Origin of the sequence: Microbacterium sp. MMO-56, assembly GCF_037146215.1 — a bacterium.
Taxonomy (GTDB): domain Bacteria; phylum Actinomycetota; class Actinomycetes; order Actinomycetales; family Microbacteriaceae; genus Microbacterium.
Genome location: NZ_JBBCVW010000003.1, coordinates 142798 through 154949, shown reverse-complemented (window position 1 = coordinate 154949; position 12152 = coordinate 142798). Strand labels below are relative to the sequence as shown.

Here is a 12152-nt window from a genome sequence, read left to right as displayed (position 1 = left end):
GCGGGTCAGATCTCGTCGATGGACGAGGACTCGAAGCGGCTGGAGATGTTGATGCCGAGCTCTTCCGCCGCGCGGAACGCCTCGTCATCCGTGTCGCGGAGGTTGACCGCCGTGCCGTCCGCCGAGAGGACCTCGACGTTCAGGCAGAGCGACTGCATCTCCTTCATGAGCACCTTGAAGGACTCGGGGATGCCCGGCTCCTGGATGTTCTCGCCCTTGACGATCGCCTCGTAGACCTTGACGCGTCCGACGATGTCGTCGGACTTGATCGTGAGGAGCTCCTGCAGGGCGTACGCGGCGCCGTAGGCCTCGAGGGCCCACACCTCCATCTCACCGAAGCGCTGACCGCCGAACTGCGCCTTCCCACCCAGCGGCTGCTGCGTGATCATCGAGTAGGGGCCCGTCGAACGCGCGTGGATCTTGTCGTCGACGAGGTGGTGCAGCTTCAGGATGTACATGTAGCCGACCGAGATGGGCGCCGGGAACGGCTCGCCGGAGCGACCGTCGAACAGCTGCGTCTTGCCGGAGCTGTCGATGAGGCGCTCACCGTCGCGGTTGGGGAGCGTCGAGTCGAGCAGACCCGCGATCTCCGCCTCGTACGCGCCGTCGAACACGGGGGTCGCGACCTTCGTGCCGGGGGCGGCCTCGCGGGCCTCCTCGGGCAGGTGCGCGGCCCACTCCGGGGTGCCCTCGACCTTCCAGCCCTGCTTGACGATCCACCCGAGGTGGGTCTCGAGCACCTGGCCGAAGTTCATGCGGCCCGGGATGCCGAGCGGGTTGAGCACGACGTCCACCGGCGTGCCGTCCGCGAGGAAGGGCATGTCCTCGACGGGGAGGATCTTCGCGATGACGCCCTTGTTGCCGTGGCGGCCGGCGAGCTTGTCGCCCTCGGTGATCTTGCGCTTCTGGGCGATGTAGACCACGACGCGGCGGTTGACGCCCGAGCCGAGCTCGTCGTCGCCGTCCTCGGCGTTGAACTCCTTGACGGCGATGATCGTGCCCTGCTCGCCGTGGGGGACCTTCAGCGACGTGTCGCGGACCTCGCGGCTCTTCTCGTTGAAGATCGCGCGGAGCAGGCGCTCCTCGGCCGACAGCTCGGTCTCGCCCTTGGGCGTGACCTTGCCGACGAGGATGTCGCCGGGACGCACCTCGGCGCCGATGCGGACGATGCCGCGCTCGTCGAGGTCCTTCAGCAGGTCCGGGCTGACGTTGGGGAGGTCACGGGTGATCTCCTCCTTGCCGAGCTTCGTGTCACGGGCGTCCACCTCGTACTCCTCGATGTGGATCGAGGAGAGCGTGTCGTTCTTCACGAGGTCCTGGCTGAGGATGATGGCGTCCTCGAAGTTGTGGCCCTCCCACGTCATGAACGCCACGAGCAGGTTCTTGCCGATGGCGAGCTCGCCGTTCTCCGTGGCGGGACCGTCGGCGATGACCTCGCCGACCTCGACCCGGTCGCCCGCGGAGACGATGACGCGCTGGTTGTAGGAGTTGCCCTGGTTCGAGCGGTCGAACTTGCGCAGGAAGTAGTCCTTCGTGCCGCCCTCGTCCAGCTGCACGGTGACGACGTCGGCGGAGACCTCCATGACGACGCCGGCCTTGTCGGCGATGACGACGTCACCGGCGTCGATGGCCGCGTAGCCCTCCATGCCGGTGCCGACGAACGGCGAGTCGCTGCGCAGCAGCGGCACGGCCTGACGCTGCATGTTCGCGCCCATGAGGGCGCGGTTGGCGTCGTCGTGCTCGAGGAAGGGGATGAGCGAGGTGCCGACCGAGACCATCTGGCGCGGCGAGACGTCCATGTAGCCGATCTCGTCGGCGTGGAACAGGTCGACCTCGCCGCCCTGGCCACGACGGGCGAGGACGCGCTCGGAGGCGAACGAGCCGTCCGCGCTGAGCTCGGCGCCCGCCTGCGCGACGATGTAGTCGTTCTCCTCGGAGGCGGTGAGGTAGTCGATCTGATCGGTGACCTTGCCCTCGACGACACGGCGGTACGGCGTCTCGATGAAGCCGAACGCGTTGATCCGCGCGAAGGAGGCGAGCGAGCCGATCAGACCGATGTTCGGGCCTTCCGGCGTCTCGATCGGGCACATGCGGCCGTAGTGCGACGGGTGGACGTCGCGGACCTCGACGCCCGCGCGCTCGCGCGACAGACCGCCGGGGCCGAGGGCCGACAGGCGGCGCTTGTGGGTCAGACCCGCGAGCGGGTTGTTCTGGTCCATGAACTGCGACAGCTGGGACGTCCCGAAGAACTCCTTGATCGCTGCGACGACGGGGCGCACGTTGATCAGGGTCTGCGGCGTGATCGCCTCGATGTCCTGGGTGGTCATGCGCTCGCGGACGACGCGCTCCATCCGCGACAGACCCGTGCGGACCTGGTTCTGGATGAGCTCGCCGACCGCGCGGATGCGACGGTTGCCGAAGTTGTCGATGTCGTCGACGTCGAGACGGATCTCGGCCGGCTGACCGGCGCGGACGCCGGGGATCGTCGCGTCGCCGCGGTGCAGCGCCACGAGGTACTTGATGGTCGCGACGATGTCGTCGACGGTGAGCACCGAGTCGCTGAGCGGCTTGTCGAGGCCGAGCTTCTGGTTGATCTTGTAGCGGCCGACCTTGGCGAGGTCGTAGCGCTTGGGGTTGAAGTAGAAGTTGTCCAGCAGCGCACGCGCGGCCTCGGCGGCGACCTGCTCGCCCGGACGGAGCTTGCGGTAGATGTCGCGGAGGGCGTCCTCCTTGGTGAGGATCGTGTCCTTGGAGAGCGTGTCGGCGATCGACTCGTAGCCGGCGAACTCGTTCAGGATGTCCTCGCTGGACAGACCCAGCGCCTTCAGGAAGACGGTGACCGACTGCTTGCGCTTGCGGTCGATGCGCACGCCCACCTGGTCGCGCTTGTCGATCTCGAACTCGAGCCACGCGCCGCGGCTCGGGATGACGCGCGCCGAGACGATGTCCTTGTCGCTCGTCTTGTCGGGGGTCTTGTCGAAGTAGACGCCCGGCGAGCGGACCAGCTGCGAGACGACGACGCGCTCGGTGCCGTTGATGATGAACGTGCCCTTGCCGGTCTGCAGCGGGAAGTCGCCCATGAAGACCGTCTGCGTCTTGATCTCACCGGTGAGGTGGTTCATGAACTCGGCCTCGACGTACAGCGGGGCGGCGTAGGTCTTGCCGCGCTCCTTGCACTCCTCGATCGAGTACTTCTCCGGCTCGAGGTAGGGGTTCGTGAAGCTCAGCTGCATCGTCTCGCCGAGGTCCTCGATGGGAGAGATCTCCTCGAAGATCTCCTCGAGACCGCTGGTCTCGGGCACGTCGGTGCGCCCGGCGGCCTTCGCCTCTGCGACGCGGGCCTTCCAGGCGTCGTTCGCGACGAGCCAGTCGAAGGACTCCGTCTGCAGCGCGAGCAGGTCGGGGACCGTCAGCGTGTCGGAGATCTTGGCGAACGAGAGGCGCGATACGCCTCGGCCGTTCTTGAGGGTGGTGGTGGAAGATGTTGCGTTGCGCGCAGCAGCCAAGGGGATTACCTCCGTGAGCCCGGGCGGGGGCGGGTTTCCTTGTCGTCAGGTGAAGCACTCCGTCCCCACGCCTGCCACGCGCCGCCGAAGCGGGGATCTGCAGGCGCACGCCGACCACCATATGAGGGCATGGGGGAAGGGAGCGCAACTACCCACTATAGACCGCGCGACTCGCCATGTCCAGCCGGATTCTTGACGAGTTTCGGATGCTGCGGTATAACCCCGCGAGCGCGCCTCGCGACGTCCCGAGACCCCTCAGGGCGTCTCGGGGCGCGCGTGCCGGAAGCGGACGCGCGTGCCGGGGCGCGCCTGCCCCAGCGCGTCGAGGGAGGAATCCGCGACGACGGCCACGACGGGATAGCCCCCGGTCACCGGCCCGTCGGGGCCCAGGATCACGGGCCGTCCGTCCGGCGGCACCTGGATCGCACCGGGGATCATGCCTTCGCTGGGCAGCTCGCCGTCGCGCGCGCGATCCAGGCGGGGGCCGTCGAGGCGGATGCCGACCCGGTCGGCCTGGGGCGACACGGTCCAGACCGCCTCGAAGAGGGCGTGCGGGTCGGCGAGCCAGTCGGCGCGCGGCCCCGGGGCGAGCGCGACGTCGATCGTGTCGCCGGGAGGCCCCCACGGGGCCAGGTCCGTCACCGGGACGGGGGTCGCCGGCCGGGGGCACGCGAGCGCGAGGGCATCCCCCGCCGCGAGCGGAGCAGGACCGAGCCCGGAGAGCGTGTCGGTCGAGCGGGACCCGGCGACGGCGCGCCCGTCCAGACCGCCACGGACGGCGAGGTAGGCGCGCGCGCCGTGGCCGAACGGGTCGAGGTTCAGCTCGTCCCCCCGCCGCCACAGCTGCGCGATCGAGCCGTCGACGACCCGGCCCCCGAGGCGGATCGCGCCGCCGGCACCGGTGACGGCGATCCAGACGTCGGCGTCCGCGACGGCGCGGAAGCCGCCCACGGCGACCTCGATCGCGGCGGCGTCCTCGGGGTTGCCGACGAGCCGGTTGGCCCGGCGCAGCGCCGACCGGTCGGCGGCTCCCGAGACGGCGATCCCCTCGGCCGCGCGGCCGGGGCGCCCGAGGTCCTGGACGGTGGCGAAGGCCCCGGGCGCGATGACGCGGGCGACGGCGCCCGGGGTGGGAGTGGGGGTGCGGACCGGGGCCCGGGTCGCGGTGGGGGTCGGGCTGGGGGTCGGGGTCGCCGTGGGCACGAACCGGACGCGCATGCCGGGGGCGAGGAGCGCGGGCATCGGGGCGTCCGGGTCGAACAGCGGCGCAGGGGTCGATCCGATCAGCTGCCAGCCGCCCGGCGTCTCGCGGGGGTAGGCGCCCGTGAACCCGCCCGCCAGGCCGACGGCCCCCGCCGGCACACGGGTGCGCGGGCTCGCCCGCCGCGGGATGTCGTACGGCCAGTCGGCACTGACGAGGTATCCGAACCCGGGGGCGAACCCGGTGAAGGCCACCGTCCAGACGCAGCGGGAGTGCCGCTCGGCGAGCTCTTGCGGGCTCGTCCCGAGCTCGGCGGCGAGGTCGCCGAGGTCGGGCCCGTCGTAGGCGATCGGCACCTCGATGCTTCGCGGAGCGGCGGGGGCGGACCCCGGGGCGGCCGTCGTGCCGGTGATCCACGCCCGGGCGGCGGGCACCGACAGGCGCCGGGGATCGATCCGGACGAGGACCGTCCGCGCGCCCGGGACGAGGTCGACCACCCCGTCCGGGCGGGACGCCGCGAGCCGGGCGTGCACGGCGAGCACCTCGTCGAGGCCGTCGACCTCGACGAGCACCGCCCGGTCGCCGAACGGCAGCAGGCGTTGTGCCGTCATGGTGCGCCGTTCGTCGGAGCCGTGGTGCGGAGGTGGCCCACTGTGACGAATGTGGCGCGAATGCCCGGCCCGATCCGACCGTGGGCAGGCCACCCGCCGAACGGCAGCAGGCGCAGGGCTCTCACCACGGTGCCAGGATCTCGACGTCCGCGAGCGCGGCACGCACCGCGCGGGCCATCCGCACCGCACCGGGCGAATCCCCGTGGACGCACAACGACACGGCGTCCACCCGCACCGGCGTTCCGTCGACGGCGACGACGATCCCGTCGACCGCGAGCCGGACGGCACGGGCGGCGACCTCGTCGGGATCGTGCAGCAGGGCGCCGGCCTCTCCGCGGGGGACGAGCGCGCCGTCGGCCAGATACCCCCGATCGAGGAACGCCTCGCGACGGAAGGGCAGGCCCGCCGTCGCCGCGGCGCGCGAGATCTCGCCGTCGAGGCCGAGGATCGGCACGGGCCGACCCACCTCGTCCGAGAATGCGACGACGGCCTCGACGACGGCGCGGGCGTGGGCGTGGTCGCGCCGGATCGCGTGGTACAGCGCGCCGTGGGGCTTGACGTAGCGGATGTCCGCCCCGGCACCGGCGAGCGCGGCGAGCTGCCCCGCGACGCTCGCGCGCAGCTCGGGCGCCTCGAGCGTCATCGCGCGCCGGCCGAAGCCGGCCCGGTCGGGGTAGGACGGATGCGCACCGACCGCGACCCCGCGTTCGGCGGCGCGCGCGACGGCGTCCCGCATCGACGAGGCATCGCCCGCGTGCCCGCCGCACGCGATCGACGCGCTGGAGATCAGGGCGAACATCGCGACGTCGTCGGCCGTCGGCGCGCCGTCGACCGTCTCGCCGAGGTCGGCGTTCAGGTCGATCGTCGTCATGGGCCCACGCTACCGACCCGGGCGCGCCCCGGCCGGTAGCGTGGGCGCATGGCCCGCGCACACGTCGAAGAACCCGCTCAGGCACGCCTGGGCGACGGCAGCATCGCGCGCGTGGTCCCGAGCCGCTTCGCGGGCGGTTACGAGCTGGAGGTCGCCGGCACGCCGCAGTCGCACGTGGACCTCGACGACCCGACGCACCTGCACTTCGAGTACGTCGCCCGGATGGGGGCCGTCATCGACCGCCTGCGGATGCCGGGGCAGCCGCTGACCGCCGTCCACCTCGGCGGCGGGGCGCTCACCCTCCCCCGCTACATCGAGCAGACCCGCCCGGGCTCGCGGCAGCAGGTCGTCGAGCTGGAGCAGCCCCTCATCGACCTCGTGCGCGCCGAGCTCCCCCTGCAGCGCTCCGCGCAGGTCCGGGTGCGCATCGGCGACGCACGGGCCGTCGCCGCGAAGCTCCCCCCGGGGCTGCAGGGTGCCGCCGACCTCGTCGTGTCGGACGTGTTCGCCGGCGCGCAGACGCCCGCGCACCTCACGACGGTCGAGTACTTCCGCATCCTCGCGGGCCTGCTCGCGCCCGACGGCGTCCTCCTGGTGAACGTCGCCGACGGCGCGGGCCTCGCCTTCGCGCGGCGCGAGGTGGCGACCGTGCGCGCCGTCCTGCCCGAGGTGATCGTGCTCGCCGAGGTGCAGACCCTGAAGGGCCGTCGCTTCGGCAACCTGGTGATCGCGGCATCCGCCGCGCCGCTGCCCGTGGAGTGGCTGCCCCGGCTGATGGCGGCGGGGCCCCATCCGGCGAAGGTCGCGCAGGGCGAGGAGATCGACGCCTTCGTGCGCGGCGCAGCGGTCATGACCGACGCCGACGCCACCGCGTCGCCTCGCCCCTCGGCCTCGCTGTTCGAGCGCTGAGGCCTCCTGCCGGAGCACGGGGTGGGCGGCACGCCGAGGCCGCTCGCCGGATGGCCGCACGCACGGGTGAGACTGGTCGTGCCGGCCGCGAGCGCGAGCGGCCCGCAAGAGCGCGCGAGAGAGGAGACGCCGGTGAGCTACATCCGGGGGTTCGACCCGCAGACGCTGCGCGAGATCGTGGACGTGCACCAGTGCCGTGAGCGGCTCGACGAGCTGGGCGACCAGCGCTCGCTGCCCGCCCTCCTCGAACGCGTATGGCTGCTGAAGGTGACGGGAGACCTCGACGAGGCCCTGTCGGTGTCGGAGCAGTCCGTGCGCGTCGCGCGCATGGGCGGCCCGCGCAAGGATCTGCTGCGGGCGCGCGTGCTCCACGCGACGGTGCTGCAGGTGCGGGGCGCGCACGCCGCGGCCATCCAGGAGCTCACGACGTGCGGCGAAGAGGCGGAGGGACAGGGGTGGGCGGCCCTCGCCGCCTTCGCCTATCAGCACCGCGGCAAGGTGTCCTACGACGCGGGCGACTTCGTGAACGCCCGGGCCGACTTCAAGCGCGCCCTCTTCCTGCGGCAGGAGTCCGGTGCGCCGGAGGCAGACCTCGAGTCCACCCTCGCCGCGATCGACGCCGCCGAGCGTCGCCGCGCGGGCGCTCCCGTCGCCGGCTGAGTGTCGGCGCCCTCCCGTAGTCTCCCGGGCATGTCCCTCTCCCCTGCGCAGACGCCGCACCGCGATGTCTGACCCGCACGAGCTCCGCCGGACGGCGGAGGACCTGATCGCGCGCCACCTCGACGCGACCTGGACGTTCGCGTTCGACAACGCGAAGCGGCGCGCGGGTGCGTGCGATTACACGCGCCGGCGGATCACCGTCTCGCGCTACCTCTCCGCGCGCTACGACGACGAGACCAACCGGCAGACCCTCCTGCACGAGGTCGCCCATGCGCTTGCCGGCGCGCGGGCCGGGCACGGGGCCGCCTGGAACCGGATCGCGCGATCCCTCGGCTACACCGGCGGGGTCACCCACCACGGCGAGACGGCGACGGACCTCGCCCCGTGGGTCGGGGTCTGCCCCGCGGGCCATGTCGCCTACCGGCACCGCGCCGCCACGCGGGCGACCTCGTGCGCGCGCTGTTCGCGGACGTTCGACGAGCGCTTCCTCCTGGTGTGGACGCGACGGGAGATCACCCCCGCCGTGCGGCGGGCCGCCCTGACACCGCGGCAGCTCAGCGAGACCCGGTGACCGGATCGGCCGGGACGATCACGAGGCCGCGAAGACCCCGCCGCGCAGCACCGGGACCACGCCCAGGGCGTCGACCTCGGCGGCGGCGAGCACCTCGTCGCGTCCGTCCCGTTCGAGGAGCTCCTGACCCGAGCCCGCTGCGGCCAGCAGATGCCGCGTGGCGCCGCGGAGCCCGCGGAAGGCCTCGCACGCGGCCGCGGCTTCGGGCGACGTGTGGTCGAGCCCCACGGAGCCCAGCGCGTCGATGATCGCACCCGCCCCGAGGAGATCCTCGACGGCGAACCGCAGGGGCGCCCCGGGCTCCCGCCCGGACAGCTCCCCCGCGGCGACCACCGCGACGCTGGTGCGGAGCCCCCGCGCGCGCTGGGCGGACAGCACCTCCTCGGCCACCGCGCGTGCGTTCACGAGAGCACCCAGGAGCACGACCGGAGCCGGATGCGTCGCCGCGGCCGCCGCGGCGACGGCGGCTCCGTTCAGCGAGACCGCGTGTGCGTCCTCGTCGAGCGGGACGTCCTCTCCGGCGCGGACGCGTGCGGCGACGGTCGAGCTGAAGCGCAGCACATCCACGACCACGACGATCTCCGACGGAGCGAGGCGGACGAGGCCCTCGACCCCCCACTCGAATCGCACCTGATAGCGGGACTGGTCGAACGGCGTACTCACCCCTCCAGGCTACGGGCGGCCCGCCACGATGCGAGACTGTGCGCATGCGGATCATGCTCAAGCTCGTCCTCGACTGCGACGCGGACGCCGCCTGGCGCGCGCTGCACTCGCCCCGCGCCGTCGCCGAGCTCTACGGCCCCCTCCTCGAGCTCGAGCCGATGGACCCCGCGGGCCTGCCGACCGCGCTCGAACCCGGCGCCGACGTCCCGGTGCGCATGCGGCTCGGACTGGGCGGCATCGGCATCGGTGTCGGCGACCAGCTGATCCACGTGAGCGAACGGGCGGTCGCCGATGCGCGCGGCCCCGTGCGGATCCTGCGCGACAGCGGCATCCCCCTGACCGGACCGCTCGCCGCGCTCGACGTCTGGGATCACCAGATGGCCGTGTCCCCCGCGCCGGGGGATCCGACGCGCACCCTGTGGCGCGAACGCCTCGTCATCGGCGGCGCGGCGGCCGCACCGCTGTGGCCGGCGCTGTGGGCGGTGTGGCAGTGGCGCGCGGCACGCCTGCGGCACGTCGCCGCGTCGTGGGCGCACGAGCCGGAGGCGCGCCCGGCGAAGCGGGGCTCGGACGCGGGCTCGGACTGATCCGATGGCCACGGCCGAAGCCGTGACCGCCCGCGCCGTCACTCGGCGAGGGCCTCCACCGCAGTCACGCGCGTCGCGAGACGGGTCGGCACGACCGTGGCGATCGCGGTCAGCATCGCGGTCGCCGCGACGACCACGAGCACCGGCAGCCACGGCACGGCGGGAGCGACGAAGGTCGGCGACGAGTACGCGGGCGGCACCGAGACCGAGCCGAGGAGCGACTGGGCGCCCACCCATCCGTAGACGACGCCGAGGACGAGGCCGAAGGCCAGCGCGGTGATCGTGATGTGCACGGCCTCGAACAGGACGACGCGACGCACCTGCCCGGAACTGAGACCGAGGGCACGGAGCAGGCCCAGCTCCCGGCGACGCTGCACGACGCCGATCGTGAGTAGATTGACCAGGCCGACGCCGGCGATGACGGCGGACACGGCGACGAGGCCCATCATGATCGCGGCGAACGTGTCCATGATGCGCGTCATCTCCGCGGGCGGCTCTCCGCCGGACGAGGCGATCAGCACCGACTTCACCGACTCGTTGGCGACGGCGAACATGACCACGAGGGTCACCCCCATGACGACGCCGATGGCCATCCGGCTGGACCGCTCGGGGTAGCGCTGCGCGTTCTCCGCCGCGAGCCGCGCGGTGGCCGTGCGCCCCAGTATGCGTCCCGTCGTCCGCAGCAGCGGCGGCATCACGAGGACGGCCCCCAGGGCGAGGCCGGTGAAGGACAGGATCCCGCCGAGGAACGCGATCACGACACCGAGCGGACTGAGGAGGCCGACGAGGACGCCCGCCCCCAGGAGCGCGGCCCCGGCGAGGAAGAGCACCGCCGCCCAGGCGTTCCGCCCGCGGGACGAGGCCGTCTGGGCGTGGGTGCGCGGTGCGGCGCCGGAGAGCGCCTCGAGCGGTGTCACGGTCAGCACCCGCCGCGATCCGCTCCATGCCCCCACCCAGGTCGTCAGGGCGACGACGAGCGCCGGGAGGAGGAGGACCGGCTGCAGCACCTCGAACGTCGTCGAGATCCCGAGCGCGGCGTCCGCGACCGCTCGCAGCGCGAACGCCGCGCCGATCCCCCCGAGCAGCCCGGCGATCGCGCCGATCGCGCCGACCGCGAGCCCCTGCCGGGCCACCTCGGAGCGCTGGGCACGGGCGGATGCCCCGATCAATCGCATCAGTGCGATCTGGCGTGTACGGCCCGCGATGATCGTGGCGAACGTGTTGGCGGTGACGATGGATGCCACGTACACCGCCACCCCGGTCAGCAGGACGCTGAGGATCGTCAGCACCAGGGTGAGCATCTCGCTCCCGCTGAGGGCGGGATCCGCCCTCAGCCACGCCGCGATGTAGCCGGTGGCGCTCAGGAGCAGCACGCCGAAGGCGGCGGAGATCCCCGCGACGAGGACCGTCGCGCCCATCCCGCGCTCGCGCAGCCACGCCCACCGGGCCGTTCCGGGGGCGGGCAGGCGCACCCGGGCGGTCTCGGCGACGACGGCGCTCACGCCGCCACCTCCGCGGCGAGCATGAAGGTCGAGATCTGCTCGGCGGTCTGACGGGGCTTGTCGGCGACGACGCGGCCGTCGGCGAAGAAGAGGACCCGGTCTGCGTGCGAGGCGGCGACGGGGTCGTGGGTGACCATCGCGATCGACTGGCCGCGCTCCCGGCTCGCCGTGGACAGCAGGGCGAGGACCTCGCGGCTCGCCCGCGAGTCCAGGTTCCCGGTCGGCTCGTCGGCGAAGACGAGGTCGGGTGCGGTGGCGAGCGCGCGGGCGATCGCCACGCGCTGCTGCTGGCCCCCGGACAGCTCGTGCGGGCGGTGGCGCAGACGCTCGCGCAGCCCGAGGGAGTCGACGAGGCCCTCGATCCGTGCGCTCTCCATCGCGGTCGGGCGCCGGCCGTCGAGATCGAAGGGCAGCAGGATGTTCCCGAGCGCGTCGAGCGTGGGCACGAGGTTGAAGGCCTGGAACACGAAGCCGATCCGGCGCCGACGCAGCACGGTCAGCTCGAGGTCGGACAGACCGGTGATCTCGGTGTCGCCGATCCACGCACGTCCGCCCGTCGGGGCATCCAGCCCGGCCATGATGTGCATGAGCGTGGACTTGCCCGATCCGGAGGGGCCCATGATGGCGGTGAAGTCCCCGCGGCGGAGGCCGACCGTCAGGCCGTCGAGGGCACGCACCGCCGACTCGCCGGCGCCGTAGGTCTTGCTGAGGTTCTGCACGCGGGCGGCGAGCCCGAGCTGTGTCGTCGTGATCTCCATGCCGTCGACGCTACGGAGCCGGCGCATCCGCGTCGTCCGCCTCCGGTCGCGCCCGCCTACATCCCGCGGATGATCCCCCCTCGCCCCGCGTCCGCCCCCCGTCCGCCCTGCCCCCGTCCGCCCCGCGTCCGCCCCGTCCGCCCCGTCCCCGTCCGCCCCGCCCCCACGTCGCCGAGTGTCCACGACACGCGGGAACCACCCTCCGACACCCCGCGCGTCGTGGACACTCGGCGGAGTGGACGACGAGGCACACCGCGCGTCGTGGACACTCGGCGGGCGAGCCAGCGGGGCACCGCGCTCCGACGCGTCGGCT

General features: G+C 73.0%; 10 protein-coding genes. 4 read left to right on the top strand and 6 right to left on the bottom strand.

All coding sequences use genetic code 11. The features are described from left to right. Positions 1–5 precede the first annotated feature (5 nt). The 3 genes from rpoB to WFI00_RS03930 all read right to left on the bottom strand — a co-directional run bounded on the left by rpoB (position 6) and on the right by WFI00_RS03930 (position 6189). On the bottom strand, positions 6–3506 hold the full coding sequence (gene rpoB / locus WFI00_RS03940) for a DNA-directed RNA polymerase subunit beta (RefSeq protein WP_336630682.1): 3501 nt from the start codon (positions 3504–3506) through the stop codon (positions 6–8). Positions 3507–3761: 255 nt separating this feature from the next. Then, positions 3762–5318 (bottom strand): 5-oxoprolinase/urea amidolyase family protein, encoded by a 1557-nt coding sequence (locus WFI00_RS03935; protein ID WP_336630681.1) that lies wholly within the window; start codon positions 5316–5318, stop codon positions 3762–3764. A gap of 121 nt (positions 5319–5439) precedes the next feature. Further along, complete coding sequence (locus WFI00_RS03930) at positions 5440–6189, bottom strand: 5-oxoprolinase subunit PxpA (RefSeq protein ID WP_336630680.1); 750 nt, start codon at positions 6187–6189, stop codon at positions 5440–5442. A gap of 48 nt (positions 6190–6237) precedes the next feature. Here WFI00_RS03930 and WFI00_RS03925 point away from each other — a divergent pair, with 48 nt between their 5' ends. From WFI00_RS03925 to WFI00_RS03915, 3 genes are all read left to right on the top strand, one after another. After that, positions 6238–7098 (top strand): spermidine synthase, encoded by an 861-nt coding sequence (locus WFI00_RS03925; protein ID WP_336630679.1) that lies wholly within the window; start codon positions 6238–6240, stop codon positions 7096–7098. A 132-nt stretch (positions 7099–7230) separates the two neighbouring features. Then, positions 7231–7758, top strand: coding sequence for a hypothetical protein (locus WFI00_RS03920; protein WP_336630678.1), 528 nt, complete (start codon positions 7231–7233; stop codon positions 7756–7758). 64 nt (positions 7759–7822) lie between these two features. Beyond that, positions 7823–8329, top strand: a complete 507-nt coding sequence (locus WFI00_RS03915; RefSeq protein WP_336630677.1) for a SprT-like domain-containing protein — start codon at positions 7823–7825, stop codon at positions 8327–8329. A gap of 18 nt (positions 8330–8347) precedes the next feature. Here WFI00_RS03915 and WFI00_RS03910 read toward each other — a convergent pair whose 3' ends face one another. After that, complete coding sequence (locus WFI00_RS03910) at positions 8348–8992, bottom strand: 2-phosphosulfolactate phosphatase (protein WP_336630676.1); 645 nt, start codon at positions 8990–8992, stop codon at positions 8348–8350. Positions 8993–9036: 44 nt separating this feature from the next. On the opposite strand from WFI00_RS03910, the gene WFI00_RS03905 reads away from it, so the two are divergent. Continuing rightward, entirely contained in the window at positions 9037–9579 is a 543-nt protein-coding gene (locus WFI00_RS03905) for a hypothetical protein (RefSeq protein ID WP_336630675.1), read from the top strand. A 38-nt stretch (positions 9580–9617) separates the two neighbouring features. Here the strand turns inward: WFI00_RS03905 and WFI00_RS03900 are convergent, their stop codons facing one another. After that, on the bottom strand, positions 9618–11081 hold the full coding sequence (locus WFI00_RS03900) for an ABC transporter permease (protein ID WP_336630674.1): 1464 nt from the start codon (positions 11079–11081) through the stop codon (positions 9618–9620). Continuing rightward, the gene (locus WFI00_RS03895) at positions 11078–11839 is read right to left on the bottom strand and encodes an ABC transporter ATP-binding protein (RefSeq protein ID WP_336630673.1); all 762 of its coding nucleotides are present in this window, start codon (positions 11837–11839) and stop codon (positions 11078–11080) included. The genes WFI00_RS03900 and WFI00_RS03895 overlap by 4 nt, the downstream gene beginning before the upstream one ends. Positions 11840–12152 lie beyond the last annotated feature (313 nt).

Excerpts from the sequence above, each read along its gene's own strand:
- WFI00_RS03935 (WP_336630681.1), bottom strand. The coding sequence starts at position 5,318 with ATGACGGCACAACGCCTGCTGCCGTTCGGCGACCGGGCGGTGCTCGTC.
- WFI00_RS03930 (WP_336630680.1), bottom strand. The coding sequence starts at position 6,189 with ATGACGACGATCGACCTGAACGCCGACCTCGGCGAGACGGTCGACGGC.
- WFI00_RS03925 (WP_336630679.1), top strand. The coding sequence starts at position 6,238 with ATGGCCCGCGCACACGTCGAAGAACCCGCTCAGGCACGCCTGGGCGAC.
- WFI00_RS03915 (WP_336630677.1), top strand. The coding sequence starts at position 7,823 with ATGTCTGACCCGCACGAGCTCCGCCGGACGGCGGAGGACCTGATCGCG.
- WFI00_RS03905 (WP_336630675.1), top strand. The coding sequence starts at position 9,037 with ATGCGGATCATGCTCAAGCTCGTCCTCGACTGCGACGCGGACGCCGCC.
- WFI00_RS03895 (WP_336630673.1), bottom strand. The coding sequence starts at position 11,839 with ATGGAGATCACGACGACACAGCTCGGGCTCGCCGCCCGCGTGCAGAAC.